A 16,094-nucleotide genomic window follows, 5' to 3' on the forward strand; every position below is an offset into this window, starting at 1 on the left:
GCGGTTGCTGAGGGCGGTGAGGTGTTGCAGCGTAATGGGCGCACGTTCATCGTGTACTCGGCTTCGCATTGTTCGACGCCGGATTACAAGTTGGGGATGTTGGAGTATGTGAGTGGGGATCCGTTGAACTCTGCGTCGTGGCGGAAGTTCCCGAATCCGGTGTTCCAGCGGTCGAACGCGAATGGTGTGTATGGTCCGGGGCATAACGGGTTCTTCAAGTCTCCGGATGGCACGGAGGACTGGATCGTGTATCACGCGAACTCGTCGGCGTCGGGTGGGTGTGACATGAACCGGTCGACGCGGGCGCAGAAGTTCACGTGGAACGCGGATGGCACGCCGAACTTCGGCACTCCGGTGTCGTTGGGCACCCAGCTGGCCGTCCCGTCCGGCGAGCCGGCCTCCTAACACCGCCACTTCCGTGATCAGGGCGTCCCTCAAGTCGTTAGAGCGACTTCAGGGACGCCCTGATCACTCATTAAGTGTGGGTGGTGGAAAGGATGGTTTCCACCACCAGGTCGGGGTTGTCGCGCATGGGGACGTGGCCGCAGCCGGGCAGGTCGACGTGCCGGGCCTCGGGCAGGATGCGGCGGGCGACCGCCGCCTGGCGGTACGGGAGGACGCGGTCGCCGGTGCTCCAGGCCACCGTGACCGGCACCGTGGGCCTGCCCTGGAAGGCGTACCCGCGACCGGCTCGGGCCACCGCCGCGAACGCCTGCCCGTTGCGCAGCGCCAGCGCGTCCAACAGGGCCTCTTCCGGCGTCAGAAGGGACGGGTGAGCGTAGATCATCCCGTACGACATCGCGCGCACCAATGATGAGCGCAGCACCGTGCGCAGTACCGGCTGCGGGAGGCGGGACGCGAGCCGGTGGGCCGTGAGCACGCTGATCGCCCAGCGCAGTTCGCGGCGCGTGCAGAAGCCCGCCGGGCAGAGCGCCGTCGCCGAGGCGGCCACCCCGGAGGCGGCCAGCTCCAGCGCGATCGCCCCGCCGAGGCTGTTGCCGGCCACATGAGGGCGCTCGATGCCCAGATCGTCGATGAAGGTGGCGATCCCGGCCACCGCCTCGGCCATCGACGCGGGCGCGCCGGCGGCCGGGAGCGGTGAAGCGCCGAAGCCGGGCAGGTCGACGGCGATCACGTCGTGCGCCTCGGCGAGCCGGTCCAGTACCGGGGACCAGGCGCGCCAGTGGTGCCCGATGCCGTGCAGCAGGATCAGCGGCTCACCAGAGCCCCGGCGTTCGTAGGAAACGGTCAACGCGGACCTCCGAGCGCTCGCACCTCGTCTTCCATCTGGGGTACCGCCGTGCGCGCCCCGCGCCCGATGACGAACTCGGAGAACGGGCTCAGCATCACCGTTCGCAGCGCCTGCACGCCGGCCATTCCACGCGGCACGTACACCTTGCGCTTGCGGCGCTCGATCCCGTCGACGAAGGCCCGCGCGCACGCCTCCACCGAAGTGAAGCGCCCGATCGGCCGGGGCAGCTTGGGGAGCATCTCGCCGAACGACGGCAGATCCGCCTGAGCGCTGCGGGTCATGTCTGTGTCGACGAACGACATGTGTGCCGTGCCCACCGCCACGCCCCGGTGTGCGAGCTCCAGCCGCATCACGTTGCCGTACTGCTCGACGCCCGCCTTGGACGCGCAGTACGCGGACATGCCGGGCAGCGCGGTGAAGGCCGCCGCCGACGACACCAGCAGGTAGTAGCCGCGGTTGGCCAGTACGTGCGGGACGGTGGCGTTGACGGTGCGCATGACGCCGATCAGGTTGACCTCGACGGCGCGGACGTTGCTCTCGATGTCGCCGACCACGACCGTGCCGCGCGGGGCGATGCCGGCGTTGGCGACCACCGCGTCGATGCCACCGAACCGCTCGACCGTGCCCGCCACGGCGGCTGACAGCGCCGCCTGGTCGGTGACGTCGCACTCGAACCACGCGCCGCCGAGCGAGTTGGCCAGCGGTGCGAGCAGCGAAGGCTCCAGCCCGGCGAGTGCCACCTTCGCACCGCGCGCCGCTGCCACGCGTGCCGTGTGCTCGCCGATGCCGCGGGCGGCGCCGGTCACGAAGACGACCTTGCCTGCGAGGGACCGCTTGCGGGGTGCGTTCACGAAGTCACCGCCTGGTAGTGGGCCGGGTCGAAGCGCCGGGTCCGCATGCGAAACGTCCAGCTGTATCCGGGCCAGATCGTCGAGTTGCGGCCGGTGGTGTCGAGGTACCAGCTTCGGCAGCCGCCCCGAAGCCACACGGTGCCGGTCATCTTCCGGTCCACAGTGGACACGAACGCCTGCTGTGCCCGGGGCGTCGGCTCGATCGCCGGGATGCCGTGCCGGTCGAGGTGCCGCAGCGCCTTGAGGATGTGGTTCAGCTGCGCCTCGATCATGAAGACGACCGAGTTGTGTCCCAGGCCGGTGTTCGGGCCGAGCAGGATGAACAGGTTGGGGAAGCCAGTGACGGTGGTGCCGAGGTACGCCCTCATCGAGCCGCCCCACGCCTCGGCGAGCGTGCGACTGTCACGCCCGCGGACCAGTTGGGCCACCGGTGCGTCGGTCACGTGGAACCCGGTACCAAAGATGATCGTGTCGACGGGCCGCGCGGTGCCGTCGGCCGTGACCACCGCGTCGGGGCGCACTTCCGTGATGGTGTCGGTGACCAGCTCGACGTTGTCGCGGGTGAGAGTCGGGTAGTACGTGTTGGACAGCAGCACCCGCTTGCACCCCATCGTGTACGCGGGCGTGAGCTTGGCGCGCAGCGCCGGGTCGGCGATCGACTGGCGCAGGTGCCGGCGCGCCATGCCCTGGCCGAAGCGCATCACGACCGGATACAGGAAGCCGGTGCCCTGCAACTCGCGCGCCCAGTAGATGGCGGTGCGGGCGAGCCGCTGGGCGGGCGGGACGGCGCGGAAGAGCCGCTGCTCCAGCCGGCTGATCGGCCGGTCGACGCGCGACATGACCCAGGGAGGCGTGCGCTGGAAGACGTGCATCCGCTCGACGTCTGGCGCGATCTCCGGCACGAACTGGATCGCCGACGCGCCGGTGCCCACCACCGCGACGCGGCGGCCACGCAGGTCGTACTCGTGGTTCCAGCGCGCGGAATGGAAGACCTCGCCCGCGAACGTCGGAAGGCCCGGCAGCTTGGGCAACGCCGGCTCGGTGAGCGGCCCGGTGGCGACGATCAGCGCGTCGGCCCGGTACGTCCCGCCCGAGGTCTCGATGATCCACGCGCCGTCCCAGGTCGCGGAGTGCACCTCGTGGCGCAGCCTCAGATGCCGCGAAAGGTCGTGCTCGGCCACGCAGCGCCGCAGGTACTCCCAGATCTCTGGCTGGGGCGAGAAGCTGCGGCTCCACCGCGGGTTGGGCAGGAACGAGAACGAGTACATGTGCGAGGGCACGTCGCAGGCGCAACCGGGGTAGGTGTTGTCGCGCCAGGTGCCGCCGACGTCGTCGCCGCGGTCGAGGATCACGAAGTCGTCGTAGCCCTGCTGCCGCAGCCGGATAGCGGCGCCGATTCCACCGAAACCGGCGCCGAGGATTGCGATACGGACGTGGGTGGCCGTCGCCATCCGATCAAGTTACCACCGGGTACGGCTGGCGTCAGGAGGCGTTTGCCGTTAGAACACCCCGGCCGCCGCGCGTGCGGCCACGCCGACACCGACGACCATGACGAGGGCGGCGGTGCCGGTGGGCGCGGCGCGGGAGAGGCGGCGGGTGACGCGCGGCAGCCTCGGCATGCGGCCCAGACGCCGGCGCAGCGCCACCAGCGCGATACCGACCGCCGTCAGCGTGCCGGCCATGCCGATCCCGTACGCGAGCACCAGCAGCACCCCGAACCACGTGCGCCCGAGCCCGATCGCGGCCAGCAGCACCACGATGGCCGACGGGCTGGGCACGAGCCCACCAGCTATCCCGATGCCCGCCAGGCTCATCCGCCCATGGTGATGATGATGGTGGTGGTGATCGTGACCGTGGTCGTGATCATGGTGGTGATGGTGGCGGCGGTGCCGGCGGGCCCCCACGATCATGCCGGCACCGACCGCCACCACGACGGCTCCACTGACGATCCCCAGGTAGCCGAGGAGCCGATCACCCGCGAGCGCGCTCGACGTGCTGAGGAGCAGGCCCACGATCAGGACGCCGCCGGTGTGTGTCAGCGTCACGGTCGCCCCGACGGCGAGGGCGTCCCGGATGCGGCGGCGCTCCGCGGCGGCGTACGCGGCCAGCACCGTCTTACCGTGCCCCGGCAGCGCGGCGTGGCCGGCGCCGAGCACGAGCGCCAGCAGCACCGCCAGCAGGCCGACCGTGGGGGTCAGTCGCGGTCCGCCGGCCAGTTCCTGGAAACGGCTCTCAAGAGCCGCGGCCCAGCGGGTCAACAGGCCGTCGTCCGGTCGCTCTGCCGCCGCGCCGGATTCAGCTGTACCGTCACCCGGCTCCACGTCGAGCGTTGCTGACCGGACATCCGGCGCCGACGCCAACGGGTCGGCCGGGTAGGTGCGCAGTTCGTCGCTGATGCTCGTGGTGGGCAGGGGAGAGTCGACGATCCGCACGCCCTCGCCCACCGCGGTCATCTCCCGCCAGCCGATCCGGTCCGCGGCATACGTGTTCGCCACCGTCACCTCGGCGGGCCGGTCCAGTGTGGCCGGCGCCTCGAGAGCGCAGGTGAGCCGGCTCGTCCGCAGCCCAGCGGAACCTTCGTTGTAGGCGAACTCGGAGGCGGCCACCGTCCACACCAGACGCTCACCGTCCACAGTGAGCGCGATGGCCGACGCGACCGGCGCGCAGGTCGGCGCCTGTTTGTTCTGCAACGTGGGGATCTCGGCGAAGTCGACCACGGCGGTCGCCTCGACCCAGTCCGGTCGCAGCGCCAGCCCGAGGTACTGGTTGACGGACAGGCTCCCCGCTGGGTGTGCGCTCGCCGGGGTACTCGGGAGGGCGAGGAGCGCCACGACGGCGGCGGGTACGGCGAGCAGCCAGCGTTTCATCGGATCACTCCCAGGGCGAAGTGCGGGTTGACGCGCAGCGCCTCGGCGACGTGTGCCTGGCCGGCGGCGGTCTGTCCGAGCGCCATCTCGATGACGCCAAGGTGGTGCAGGTACGCGGCCGAGCGGGCGCCGGTGCCGGTGGCCCGCTGGGCGTACGGCAGTGCTTCGGCGTCCTTACCGGCGTGGTGCAGGGCCCAGGCGAGCGCGTCGGCCACATCGGCGTGCTGCCGCCGCTTCCACTCGGCACGCGCCTCGGCGACGGCGGTTGCCGGATCCGCCTTGGCGAGCGCGAGCGCGGCACCGGCCAGCCCATCCGTCCCGCCGCTGCTGGTGAACAGCGCGTGCGATGCGGTCGCCAGGTCGAGCTGTACCCGAGCCTCGGTCGCCTTCCCAGCGGCGTGCAGCAGCCCGGCGTACTCGATGAGGTATTCGGTCGTGGGAGCGCGGCGGGTGAGATCCGCGTAGTCGGCGATCCCGGCGTCGAGCCGGCCCTCAGCGGCGGCGACCCGCGCCCGGCCACGCTGGAGCGCGACGCTGGTCGGGTCGGCGGCGAGCCCGGCGGTGTACTCCCGGGAGGCGCCCGCCAGGTCGCCGGCGTGCCAGGCGAGGTCGCCGAGCTGCACGCGGCAGAAGCCGATGTCCGACGGGCTGGTCGCGGTTTCGAGGGCCTGCCGCATCAGGCCGGTCGCCTCCGCCACCTGCCCGCGTAGCTCCAGGTCATAGGAGCCGCGGGCGTACGCGGACAGCCCTGGCCGCAAATCCAGGAGGCGCTGCACGGCGGCGGTCGCGGCCGGCGCGTTGCCCAGTTGCGTCTCGGCGTCCCCCAGCACGGCGTACGCGTCGGCGTCAAAGTCGTTGACGCGCACCGCGTCGAGCGCGAACCGCCGTGCGGCCGCGAAGTCGTGGCGGGCGTTGGCGAGCGCGCCCTGCGCGACGAGGGCGTCGCCGTTGTCGGTGGGCCGCAGCTCGAGCGAGCGGCGGGCGGCCTCTTCAGCGCGCGGGTAGTTGGTAGGGTCCGCCGTGACCCGGCCGCGCTCGACGTACGCGACGGCGAGAGCCGCCCACGTGTTCCAGGCGCCGGGCACCAGCCTCAGCCGCTCCTGGGCCCGGGCGATCGGATCGACCGGTACCGGTGCGGCGACGGTGTCCACTGTGGGCGCTGGCGCCTCGGGACGTCCCAGCGCGCCGGCGGTGACGGTGATGGCGAGGGCTGCGGCACCGGCGAGCGCGACCACGGTCAGGCGTCGCATGGCGAACCTCCTGGGGAAGGGGGCGCGCCGCACACGGGGACATGCGGCGCGCCCGGTCGGTTTAGGCGTCGGCTGCCTTGCCGCTTCGGCGTCGCCAGAACCAGGCGGCGAGAAGCAGTCCGAGGCCGGCGGTCGCGGCGACTCCCACGGCTGCCGCCGCGACGGTCCCCGAGCTGCCGTCGTCCTGGCTCTGGAAGCCGGCCGGCGTCAGCGACGGGTTGGGCGAGCCGCCAGGCGTCTGGTCCGTGCCCGGCTGCGCCGGTGCCGCGGCTCCGCCACCCTTGTCGGTGTTCGGCAGCGCCAGGTACGGGAACGTGTCGCCGAACGCCTGGTCGTTCTGGTCGACCTTGTCGCCTGCGGCCAGCGCGTCGACGATCTGGCCGGTGGCCGCCGCGCCCTCAAGGGCCTGGATCTCGATGTCGAGGACGTCGTCGGTCAGCCGGCGGCCGTTCGGGAAGCCCTGGTTGTCGCCCGCCAGTACGCCCAACCGGTTGGGCTGGTCGGTGACCGGCACGCTCAGGTTGAGCCGGAGCTGCTCGGACGGTACGAACCGATTCGGGTTCACGTCGGCGTTGTTGAGCTGCGAGTTGAGGTCGGCCTTGATGGGCCCGCCCGCCTTCGTGGTGATACCGGTCAGGAAGATCTCCACGAGGTCGTTGCGTGGTGTGGCCGGTGCCGGGATGTTGTAGATGGCCTGGATCAGCTTGGGTACCTCGGGGTCGGTCACGCGCTTGACGACGACCGGGTTCTTGCCGTCCTGGTCGGGGCGGGAGGCGTTGAACGCGTCCTTGAGCCCGGCCGGCACGACCACCTCGTTGACCAGCGGGTTGCCGAGCCGCGAGACCTGCACGCGGCCGCCCGACGAGCCGCCACCCGTGATCCGCACGCGGGGCCGCTCGGTGGTGGTCCAGATGCCGATGTTGGGGTTGCGGGTGGCGTCGCCCCTGAGCGCGACGTCCTTGAACGGCACCTGCAGCACGATCGTGTTGACGTTGTAGCCGGCCACGGTGTCGGTGCCGGTCTCGCTCAGGTCCCCGCCGTAGAGCAGGTCGAAGATCCGCAGGTCGAGGAAGAACGGGTCGTCGGCCTGGCCGGCGAAGATCTGCCAGCCGCCGGGCAGCTGGGTGATCGCCTGGTCCCGCAGCGTGTTGTAGTCCGGCATGGACGCGTTGCCGACCCGCGACGGCGCGACCGGCGCACCGGTCACCCGGGTCTTGAACGAGTTGCCCCCGTTAAATGAGGACTCCAATGTGTACATCTGGCGGACGAGCAGGTTCTCGTCGTCCAGCGACGTCACCGGCCCGTTGTTGTACAGGAACGTGTTGTTGCCGCGCTTGTCGACGGTCTTGAACCGGAACCGGAAAATCGAGTCCGGCTTGGCGTCACCGTCGTTGTCGACGTTGATGTTGTACGTCGCGTCGGTGGCGAACGGGTAGAAGTTGGGGCCGCCGTTGGGCTCCTCGAACGGGATGAAGTTCGCCACGAACGTGACGTAGTCCTGCCGGTCGGGGCTGACGAAGGCGTACAGGTCGGTGTTGTCGACGGCCGGGTCGGCGGCGATGAGCGGCGCCTCGCGGTGGCTGGACGCGCCGGCCGTGCTGGGTCCGAGCCCGTACAGGCCGGCACCGACCAGTAGGGCGGCCACCGCGAGCCCTGCGGGGCCGCGCCGCTGTGAGAGTCGGGTACGTAGGGACATCGCGGTTTTTCCTTCCGCCTGGTGCAGATCGAGTGGTACGTGATGCCAGGCATTCGGAAGCCGCGCGGGAGTGGACGGTTCGTTGTCAGATAGCCGGCACGCGCCCATCCAGGGCGGTGCCGGCTACGAAACCCTCTAATCGGCAGTTGTAGGTATTAGTTGTAGGTATTACAGGCCCAACAGGCGGTCCAGGAAGTCGCGGTACTGGCGCACCGCTACCCGGTACTGCTCGGTGTCGTTGCCGTCGGTGCTGCTCCATCCGCCGAGCTCGTCGCGCTGGCTGGTGAGCGCGGTGGTCAGCGACTGGACGGCGTCGTCCACGAGGCTCTGCGCGTCGCGGGCGGCGCCCTGCGGGTCGTCGACGAAGCGGAGTTGCACGTCGCGCCAGCGGTCGCGGAACGATTGGGCGGTGTCGTCGCCCCACAGCGCGGTGACCGGCTCCGCCGGCACGTCGCCCGGCAGCATCTCTGCGTGCGGCTCCGCGATCTCTGTCTGCGGCTCCGCGATCGCTGCCGGCGGGGCCGCGTCGACCCGATCCGCGTCGACCCGATCCGCGTCGACGCTGCGATCCTCCTCGGCGACCGGCTCATCCTCGATGGCCGCCCCCTCACCGCGCTCGTCGAAGGCGTCGCGCTCATCAGTTGCGTCACGCTCGTCGACGGCATCGCGCTCATCGAAGGTGTCGCGCTTGTCGAAGGCGTCGCGTTCGTCGGTCGCGTCGCGCTCGCGTTCGTCGGTGGCGTCGCGGGACGGGCCGGCCATCGCGGCGGCCGCCGCCGCGCCCCCGACGGTCGCGGCGCCGAACGCGGTCGGCTGTGCGGCCGGTTCGTGGAACTCCGGCTCGTCGCGGTCGGCGCCGGTGTCGGTGACCTCGCCGTCCTGGTTGGGTGTGACGGCGGTCAGGTCGTCGGGGTCGGTGCGCTCCTCGGACAGCACCGGGTCCTCGAACGTGCCCTGATCGTCGAGCGACTCCTCCGGTACCCGATCGGTCACGTCCTCGGCGGGCGTGTCCTCAGCGCCCGCGACGTCCGTTTCGTCCCGGTCTTCCGAGGCCCGGTCTTCTGTCGCCCGGTCTTCGGCGGGCGGGGGAACCGGCACGGGATCCGAGGTGACCCGATCCGGCTGATCAGGATCGGTGGGAGGGTACGAGTAGGTCTGCTGGTGCGTCATGTGGTGCCTCCTCAGCGGCTGGGGACCTCGGGAGTGGCGCCGAGCAGGTCGGCGAAGAGCGCCCGGTAGTGAACGAGGGCCTGGCGGAGCCGTTCGGTACTGGCCTCGCCGCGCTCGTTCTCCAGGTAGATCTCATGGGCGTCTCGGTAGTGCCCGAGGGTCCGGGCGTGCTCGACGGAGAGGTGCGTGACCTGCTCCTCGTAGCTGTCATTGGGATAGCCGCGTTCGGCGATCAGCCTGCTGACCAGCTCATCCGCGGCGCGTACCGCCTCGTCGGGAGCCTCGACGAAGCGAGCCTGGATCTCTTCCCAGTCCGTGGTGTACTGCTGCCGGCTCTCCGGGGAGAGTTCCTTCAGCTGGAGCTCCGAGTGGCGGCGCTCGCGCTCACGCAATTCGCGCTCGGCCGCCGCGCGGCTCTCCCGTTCCTCGACGGCCCGGTCGTACTCGGGGCCGAATCTTTCGCGCAACGCTCGCCGGCGCGCCCAGTACCAGGCGATTCCGGCCACAGCCAGCACCGCGAGCACGACGATGACGGTGACGATGATCTGAGTTGACGACATACCTGTGGTATTCCCGCTAGCACGTGATCATCAATCCAGGTACCGGCGGGAAATCGGGGCGCATTGAAACGCCTAGACGGCCATGTATCCTGCCGGAGGCTGCCGAACCGTCCCCCCTCGGGCGAGGTCTCTTTGATGAATACAGGCAACTGGTCGATCCGCGCGAAGATCATCGCTCTGGTGGCCGTGCCTCTCGCCGCGCTCGTAGCACTGTGGATCTTCACGACCACGCTGACCGTCGGCCCGGCATTGCACCTGCTCGATACGCGTGCCCTCCGCGATCAGCTGAGTCGCCCCGGCGACGCGCTGGTCTCCGAGTTGCAGCGGGAACGCCGGCTTTCGGTCGTCTATCTCGCCGGCCGCGCGCAGGAGTTGCCGGCCCTCGACGAGCAGCGCAGCCGCACCGACGCGGCGGTCACCGACTTCCGCGAGCGGGCGCGCGGTGAGGATGTGCGCGACGCGGCCGACGAGGCGGTGCGCGCCCGCGTCGAACAGGTGACCACCGCGCTGGAGTTGCTGCCGGCCGGGCGGGGCTTCGTCGATCGGCGGGAGATGGACAAGGCCGGTGCCCTCGGCCTGTACACCGGCATGATCGACGAGGCGCTGCGGCTCTTCGACGCGCTCGCCAACCTCGACGACGACGCGCTCGACCGGGAGGCTCGCGCCACCGTGGCGCTGACGCGCGCCCGCGAGGTGCTGGGTCAGGAGGACGCCTTGCTGGCCGGGGCGTTCGCCGCCAAACGGTTCGAGAGCGGCGAGCACTCCCAGCTCGTGCAGATCATCGGCACCGAGCGGTACCTGCACGTGGGCGCCGTATCCGCACTGTCCGAACAGGACCGGCTGGCACACCAGCGGATGGTCGAAGGGGAGGCGTTCGAGCGGCTGAAGGAGCTCGAAGACCGGATCATGGCGCAGGGCCGCGACAACGCCGCCGTACCGATCAACGCCAACGCCTGGCAGAGCGCGTACGAGCCGGTGGTGCGGCAGCTGCGCGACTTCGAGCTGGGAATCTCCGACGACCTCACGGACCGGGCCACCCCGGTCGCCGCCGGCGTGCTGCTCCGGCTCGCGCTCGCCGGGCTCTTCGGGCTCGCCGCGATCGCGCTGTCGCTGCTGCTCTGCCTGCGGGTGGGCCGGTCGCTGATCCGCCGGCTCAGCGGGCTGCGGCAGAGCGCGTTCGACCTCGCCGACAGGCGGCTGCCCGAGGTGGTGGCCCGGCTGCGTCGGGGTGAAGACGTCGACGTGGCCGCCGAGGCGCCACCGCTGGAGTACGGCACCGACGAGATCGGCCAGCTCGGGCACGCGTTCACCGAGGCGCAGCGCACGGCGGTACAGGCGGCGGTCGACGAGTCGACCATGCGGCGGGGCCTCAACGAGGTGTTCCTCAACATCGCCCGGCGCAGCCAGACCCTCCTGCACCGCCAGCTCACCCTGCTCGACGGCATGGAGCGGCGCACCACCGAGCCAGACGAGCTGGAGGAGCTCTTCCGCATCGACCACCTCGCCACCCGGATGCGGCGGCACGCCGAAGACCTCGCGATCCTCGCTGGCGCCGTACCCGGCCGGGGCTGGCGCAATCCCGTGTCCATGCTCGACGTGATCCGCGGTGCGGTGTCCGAAGTGGAGGACTACGCGCGGGTGGCGGTCAACGGCGTGGAGTCCGCCGCCGTCGCCGGCCGGGCGGTCGGTGACATGATCCACCTGCTCGCCGAGCTGATCGAGAACGCCACATCGTTCTCGCCGCCTACGACCCGGGTACAGGTCAGCGGCGCGCCGGTCCCCAATGGATACGCCATCGAGATCGAAGACCGCGGCCTCGGCATGAAGTCCGAAGAGCTCGAGGAGGCCAACCGGCGGCTGGCTCGGCCGCCCGAATTCGATCCGGCCAACAGTGCCCGGCTCGGCCTCTTCGTGGTGGCCCAGCTCGGCGCCCGCCACGGCGTGAAGATCCGGCTGCGTTCCTCGCCCTTCGGCGGGGTGACCGCCGTCGTCCTGGTCCCGCCCGATCTGGTACTCCCGGAGCCGGAACCCGCCGCGCTGCTCGCCGCACCGGCCGACGACGTGCCCCGGCGGCGCGTCCGGGTCGTGACGCGCGTGGAGAGCGCCCCGGCGATCGAATCCGCGCCGACCCCTTCGGCCGCGACCGCACTCGGCGGTGCGGCCACCCTGCGCGCCGTCCGCAGCTCCGACTCCGGCGTCCGCGCGGTCGAGGGCGATGTGCCCGCGGGGCGGCCCGCGCCGGACGGGATGCCAGCCTCCACTGTGGCGCCGCCGCTGCACACCGACGGCCTGCCGCGCCGCGTCCGCCAGGCCAGCCTCGCGCCGCAACTGCGCGAACAGCCCACCGGCGACCTGCCCGAAGACCCGGCGCCCGCCCCACGCACCGCCGACCAGGCCCGGGCCGCGATGGCGGCACTCCAGGCCGGCACCGCGCGCGGCCGGCGGGAAGCCGACGGTGCGCCCGCGGCGCGCGGCACCGCGCCGGTGCCTGGCGTGACACCAGAAGGGGAATAGCAATCAGACGGGAAAGAGAAACGCAGTGCAGATGAGGCAGGCCGCCAATTTGAGCTGGCTGCTCAACGACCTGGTCGAACGGGTGCCCTCGGCCCGCCAGGCGGTGGTGCTGTCGGCCGACGGGTTGATGCTGGGCCAGTCGCGCGGGCTGACCCGCGAAGACGCCGAGCACCTCTCCGCCATCGCGGCTGGCTTCCAGAGCCTGGCGAAGGGCGCCAGCCGGCACTTCCACACCGGGCCGGTCCGGCAGACCGTCGTGGAGATGGAATCCGGGTACCTCTTCGTCACCTCCGCCGGCATGGGCGCCTGCCTTGCCCTGATCAGTGCCGCCGACGCGGACATCGGGTTGATCGCGTACGAGATGGCCATGCTGGTCGCCCGGGTGGGCCAGAACATGACGTCATCGACGAGGACGACTACGGTGCACACCGATGCCCACTAACGGATCCGGACTCCCGCACCACGACTGGCTCGACGACGACGCCGGTCCCGTGGTGCGGCCGTACACGGTCACCGGTGGCCGCGTACGGCCGGTGACCGGTGGGTTCGACCTGCTCGCGTTCGTGCTCGCCGCCCCGGGCGCCACCCGCGCCCCCGAGGCCGCACAGCTCCAGCCCGAGCACCGCGCGATCCTCGCCCTGGCCCGCGAGCCGATCTCCGTCGCCGAGATCGCCGCCGGCCTCGACCTGGTGGTCGGCGTCGTCCGGGTGCTGCTCGGCGACCTGCTCGCGTCCGGCCTCATCGCCCTGCACGAGCCCTCGGCGATGGCCCACCTACCCGACGACGACATCCTCCAGGCGGTGGTCAATGGACTACGGGCACTCTGAACCCTCCATCCCGCTGGCCTTGAAGATCCTCGTGGCCGGCGGGTTCGGGGTGGGCAAGACGACCCTGGTCGGGTCGGTCAGCGAGGTGCGGCCGCTGCACACCGAAGAGGTGCTCACCACCGCCGGCATCGGCACTGACGACGTCCTCGGCATCGAGTCAAAGCGCACCACGACCGTCGCGATGGACTTCGGGCGCATCACGATCAACGACGACCTTCAGGTGTACCTGTTCGGCACGCCCGGCCAGGAGCGGTTCTGGTTCGTGTGGGACGAGTTGGCGTTCGGGGCGCTGGGCGCGGTGGTGCTCGCCGACACCCGGCGTCTGGCCGACTGCTTCCCGTCCGTCGACTACTTCGAGCGGCGGCGCATCCCGTTCGTGGTGGGCGTCAACCGGTTCGACGGCGCTCGGCGGTTCACGCCCGACGCCGTCCGGCAGGCGCTCGACCTCGATCCCAACGTGCCCGTGGTGTCCTGCGACGTCCGCGACCGCCAATCCGGAAAGCATGTACTGGTCGCCCTGGTCGAGCACGTGGCGGCCAAGCGCGGCCACCCCGTCCCCACCCGCTGATCCCCATTTTTTGTGATCAGGGCGTCCCTCAAGTCGTTAGAGCGACTTGAGGGACGCCCTGATCACGGGCGCGGGTGCCTGATCATGGGCGGGGGGTGAGGGCGGCGCGGGCGCGGTAGGCGAGTTCGCCGGCGAAGGTGACGCCGACGATCAGGGCGGTCGCGGCGATGGGGGCGTGCGGCGGTAGGTCGCCGTGAAACACCGCCAGCAGCAGCCCCGTCAGCCCCAGCCCTCCACTGTGCACTCGCGCCGTGAGGTCGCCGGCTCGCCGCATCAGCGCGGCCACCAGCAGCGCGAACCCGACGCAGAGCCCGTACGCCGCGAACTGCGAGAGCGCGCTCGCCGCCGGATGGAGCGCCGCCAGCAACGTGCGGGTCACGCTGGCGGCGCCGATGAAGAAGATGACGGAGTGCCAGCTGGGGCGCCGGGTGCCGAGTATTCGGAACGCGGCCTCACCGGCGCCGGTCGCGGCGAGGATCACGGCGGTCGCCACGAGCAGCGGCAAGGCGGGGGTCTGGCCGTACGACACCGCCAGCAGCATCGCCGACAGGCCCAGCAGCGCGCTGCACACGCGCGAGGTGAGGCGGCTGCGGGCGCGTTCGACGAGTTGCCCGATCACGAGCGCGAACCCGGCACACAACGCGTAAGCGCCGTAATGAGTGTGCGGATGCGGGTCGGTTTCCGGGTGGATCCGCAAAAGCATCGTCCGCATGAGGTTTGCCGCGCCCACGTAGAAGATGACCGAGTGCCAGCTCGGACGGTTGAGCTTGAACCAGGTGCACAGCATGTTTACTTCTATCGGTCGCACGGCGTCCGGCATGGCGTTTTGGAAACGGCAACCAATATGACTTCAACCAAGATCAGAAGAATTAATTGTTGGTATCTTGCCGCTGTGGGACAGGTCAGGGATCGCGCACCGGACGAGTGGGACTGTGTCGTCTTCATGGCGCTAGCGGAAACGGGCACGCGCCAGCAAGCGGTACGGCTGCTCGCGGACCGGTACGACGAACACATCACGGTGGAAGGCGTCCGCGTCATCCTCAATAAGATCAACAAATGGTTGCACCGGCCGGCGCTGGAGGAGGGCGTCGGGCCGCGCGGGAAGGTCCGGCTCACCCCGCGCGGTCTGCGGTTTCTTCGCTTCTGCGAGCGCGTGCGCGGCATCTACCTCGACGAACGCAGGTACTTCGCCGAGTCGCACGTGCCAACTCTGGTGTGCCTTCCGCACCACGCCACGATCGTGAAAAGGCTTTATGTCGACACGCTCGAACAGGAACCGGTCGGCGAGGAGAAAATCCACATCCTGGAGTTACAGCAGAGCGACCGCGGCAACGAGTCGTTTTTCGACCAAGCGCTGTGGCCGCTCACCACGGGGGCGTACCATCTCGCGATCGGTCCGGCGCCGCCGGAGGAGTTCCGCGACGAACTACAGTCCGACGTGCTGTACGACGCGCGGCTCGAAGTTTTCGTGCCGGCCGACTTTCCGGGTGATGCGATGTCGCTCGATGAGTTCGTTCGGTGGCCGCGCATGTCGCATCTGCCGCCGAAGGATTCCGGCGCGCGAATGCTTCTCGAAAACGCCATCGCCACATACGGCATCGATGATCCGGGCGAGCATCGCCGGGTGGCGAGTGAGACGTACGAAATCGGCAGCGTCATCGAATGCGTCTCGCTGCTGCACGAGCGCGGACTGCCGACACCGCTCGTGCTCGCACCGTCGGACGTCGCGCTGGTCTACAAGCCCGGCATGCGCTTCGGTGGCGCGGGCGTCGAGCATTCCCGCTGGGTGCCGCTGCACCACGAGGGCGCGCCGTTCCGGCTCGACGTGCACGTCACCACCGCGAACCCGCGCCCCCGCTACCTGCGCCCGCTCGTCGCGATGCTGCAGAAGATCTGCGGGGACGAGCCAGGGCTCAGCGGTCCACTATGACCACGTCGAGGCGGCGCGGTCCGTGTACGCCCTCGACGCGGTTGAGCTCGATGTCGCTGGTGGCTGACGGGCCCGACACCAGCGTGAGCGGCCGCGTCGGGTCGGCCAGCCGCCGCAGCGCCTGGGGCACGCCGGCCACGATCTGTCCGTTGTGGACGACGCAGATGTGGTGGTCGGGCACCAGCGTCAGCGCCCGCCGGCCCTGGTCGGGGCCGGCGTCGAGGATCAGCGTGCCGGTCTCGGCGACCACCACCGCGCATCCCGTCACGACCGCGATCCCCGGCGCGTCCAGGTCGGCCACCGCGAGGGGCCGCGGCTCGTCGCGCATCACGTCACCTTGGTACGCGGACAGCCACTCCTGCGGCACCCCAGAGGGAACGACGATCCGCTCGGTGCCGGCCAACACCTCGGCGAGCGTGCCGGCCAGGCCGTCTCCGGTGCAGCGGTGGACGGTGGCCTTGTAGTCGACGAGCCGGTCGACCAGCAGCTCCACCAGGTCGTCCGGCTCCCGCGCCACCTCGTAGTCCCGCGGCACCACCACCTGCTCCGCCGGCCGAGCCGCCCGCACCCGCCGCAGCACTTCCTCACGAGCGTTCACTGTGTCTCCTG

At 70.6% G+C, this 16,094-nt stretch carries 16 protein-coding genes; 6 read left to right on the forward strand and 10 right to left on the reverse strand.

Annotated elements, in window-relative coordinates:
- Positions 1-405, forward strand: a 405-nt coding sequence (locus tag QMG73_RS26530; RefSeq protein WP_281900094.1) for a family 43 glycosylhydrolase, incomplete at its 5' end; no start/stop codon positions are given.
- Positions 406-475: 70 nt separating this feature from the next.
- Here QMG73_RS26530 and QMG73_RS26535 read toward each other — a convergent pair.
- The 8 genes from QMG73_RS26535 to QMG73_RS26570 form a co-directional block, all read right to left on the reverse strand.
- Positions 476-1,252: an alpha/beta fold hydrolase gene (locus QMG73_RS26535; protein ID WP_281900096.1), complete on the reverse strand. Its 777-nt coding sequence runs from the start codon at positions 1,250-1,252 to the stop codon at positions 476-478.
- Complete coding sequence (locus tag QMG73_RS26540) at positions 1,249-2,103, reverse strand: SDR family oxidoreductase (protein ID WP_281900098.1); 855 nt, start codon at positions 2,101-2,103, stop codon at positions 1,249-1,251. The genes QMG73_RS26535 and QMG73_RS26540 overlap by 4 nt, the downstream gene beginning before the upstream one ends.
- Positions 2,100-3,554 carry a flavin-containing monooxygenase gene (locus QMG73_RS26545; protein ID WP_281900099.1) on the reverse strand — a complete coding sequence of 485 codons (1,455 nt, stop codon included), beginning with the start codon at positions 3,552-3,554 and terminating at the stop codon, positions 2,100-2,102. Before QMG73_RS26545 ends, QMG73_RS26540 begins: the two co-directional genes overlap by 4 nt.
- Positions 3,555-3,602: 48 nt before the next feature.
- Positions 3,603-4,970: an urease accessory protein UreH domain-containing protein gene (locus QMG73_RS26550; RefSeq protein WP_281900100.1), complete on the reverse strand. Its 1,368-nt coding sequence runs from the start codon at positions 4,968-4,970 to the stop codon at positions 3,603-3,605.
- On the reverse strand, positions 4,967-6,220 hold the full coding sequence (locus tag QMG73_RS26555) for a tetratricopeptide repeat protein (RefSeq protein ID WP_281900101.1): 1,254 nt from the start codon (positions 6,218-6,220) through the stop codon (positions 4,967-4,969). Before QMG73_RS26555 ends, QMG73_RS26550 begins: the two co-directional genes overlap by 4 nt.
- Before the next feature lie 61 nt (positions 6,221-6,281).
- Positions 6,282-7,916, reverse strand: a complete 1,635-nt coding sequence (locus tag QMG73_RS26560) for a DUF4331 domain-containing protein (RefSeq protein WP_281900102.1) — start codon at positions 7,914-7,916, stop codon at positions 6,282-6,284.
- A 168-nt stretch (positions 7,917-8,084) separates the two neighbouring features.
- Positions 8,085-9,086 (reverse strand): hypothetical protein, encoded by a 1,002-nt coding sequence (locus tag QMG73_RS26565; RefSeq protein WP_281900104.1) that lies wholly within the window; start codon positions 9,084-9,086, stop codon positions 8,085-8,087.
- Positions 9,087-9,097: 11 nt separating this feature from the next.
- On the reverse strand, positions 9,098-9,646 hold the full coding sequence (locus QMG73_RS26570) for a hypothetical protein (RefSeq protein ID WP_281900106.1): 549 nt from the start codon (positions 9,644-9,646) through the stop codon (positions 9,098-9,100).
- Positions 9,647-9,781: 135 nt separating this feature from the next.
- Here QMG73_RS26570 and QMG73_RS26575 point away from each other — a divergent pair, with 135 nt between their 5' ends.
- From QMG73_RS26575 to QMG73_RS26590, 4 genes are read left to right on the forward strand one after another with little or no spacing between them, the layout of a single operon-like run.
- Entirely contained in the window at positions 9,782-12,160 is a 2,379-nt protein-coding gene (locus tag QMG73_RS26575; RefSeq protein ID WP_281900108.1) for a sensor histidine kinase, read from the forward strand.
- Between the two features lie 31 nt (positions 12,161-12,191).
- The gene (locus tag QMG73_RS26580) at positions 12,192-12,602 is read left to right on the forward strand and encodes a roadblock/LC7 domain-containing protein (RefSeq protein WP_281900315.1); all 411 of its coding nucleotides are present in this window, start codon (positions 12,192-12,194) and stop codon (positions 12,600-12,602) included.
- Positions 12,592-12,987, forward strand: coding sequence for a DUF742 domain-containing protein (locus tag QMG73_RS26585; RefSeq protein WP_281900110.1), 396 nt, complete (start codon positions 12,592-12,594; stop codon positions 12,985-12,987). Before QMG73_RS26580 ends, QMG73_RS26585 begins: the two co-directional genes overlap by 11 nt.
- On the forward strand, positions 12,968-13,555 hold the full coding sequence (locus QMG73_RS26590; protein ID WP_281900112.1) for a GTP-binding protein: 588 nt from the start codon (positions 12,968-12,970) through the stop codon (positions 13,553-13,555). The genes QMG73_RS26585 and QMG73_RS26590 overlap by 20 nt, the downstream gene beginning before the upstream one ends.
- An 82-nt stretch (positions 13,556-13,637) precedes the next feature.
- Here QMG73_RS26590 and QMG73_RS26595 read toward each other — a convergent pair whose 3' ends face one another.
- On the reverse strand, positions 13,638-14,342 hold the full coding sequence (locus tag QMG73_RS26595) for a hypothetical protein (RefSeq protein ID WP_281900114.1): 705 nt from the start codon (positions 14,340-14,342) through the stop codon (positions 13,638-13,640).
- Positions 14,343-14,381: 39 nt separating this feature from the next.
- Here QMG73_RS26595 and QMG73_RS26600 point away from each other — a divergent pair, with 39 nt between their 5' ends.
- Entirely contained in the window at positions 14,382-15,485 is a 1,104-nt protein-coding gene (locus QMG73_RS26600; RefSeq protein ID WP_281900116.1) for a type 2 periplasmic-binding domain-containing protein, read from the forward strand.
- On the opposite strand, the gene QMG73_RS26605 is transcribed toward QMG73_RS26600, so the two are convergent.
- Entirely contained in the window at positions 15,469-16,083 is a 615-nt protein-coding gene (locus QMG73_RS26605) for a LutC/YkgG family protein (protein ID WP_281900118.1), read from the reverse strand. The genes QMG73_RS26600 and QMG73_RS26605 overlap by 17 nt on opposite strands.
- Between the last annotated feature and the right edge of the window lie 11 nt (positions 16,084-16,094).

It is taken from the genome of Phytohabitans aurantiacus, assembly GCF_027923225.1.
Taxonomy (GTDB): domain Bacteria; phylum Actinomycetota; class Actinomycetes; order Mycobacteriales; family Micromonosporaceae; genus Phytohabitans; species Phytohabitans aurantiacus.

Excerpts from the sequence above, each read along its gene's own strand:
- QMG73_RS26545 (WP_281900099.1), bottom strand. The coding sequence starts at position 3,554 with ATGGCGACGGCCACCCACGTCCGTATCGCAATCCTCGGCGCCGGTTTC.
- QMG73_RS26580 (WP_281900315.1), top strand. The coding sequence starts at position 12,192 with ATGAGGCAGGCCGCCAATTTGAGCTGGCTGCTCAACGACCTGGTCGAA.
- QMG73_RS26550 (WP_281900100.1), bottom strand. The coding sequence starts at position 4,970 with ATGAAACGCTGGCTGCTCGCCGTACCCGCCGCCGTCGTGGCGCTCCTC.
- QMG73_RS26560 (WP_281900102.1), bottom strand. The coding sequence starts at position 7,916 with ATGTCCCTACGTACCCGACTCTCACAGCGGCGCGGCCCCGCAGGGCTC.
- QMG73_RS26575 (WP_281900108.1), top strand. The coding sequence starts at position 9,782 with ATGAATACAGGCAACTGGTCGATCCGCGCGAAGATCATCGCTCTGGTG.
- QMG73_RS26565 (WP_281900104.1), bottom strand. The coding sequence starts at position 9,086 with ATGACGCACCAGCAGACCTACTCGTACCCTCCCACCGATCCTGATCAG.
- QMG73_RS26570 (WP_281900106.1), bottom strand. The coding sequence starts at position 9,646 with ATGTCGTCAACTCAGATCATCGTCACCGTCATCGTCGTGCTCGCGGTG.
- QMG73_RS26585 (WP_281900110.1), top strand. The coding sequence starts at position 12,592 with ATGCCCACTAACGGATCCGGACTCCCGCACCACGACTGGCTCGACGAC.
- QMG73_RS26595 (WP_281900114.1), bottom strand. The coding sequence starts at position 14,342 with ATGCTGTGCACCTGGTTCAAGCTCAACCGTCCGAGCTGGCACTCGGTC.
- QMG73_RS26590 (WP_281900112.1), top strand. The coding sequence starts at position 12,968 with ATGGACTACGGGCACTCTGAACCCTCCATCCCGCTGGCCTTGAAGATC.
- QMG73_RS26555 (WP_281900101.1), bottom strand. The coding sequence starts at position 6,220 with ATGCGACGCCTGACCGTGGTCGCGCTCGCCGGTGCCGCAGCCCTCGCC.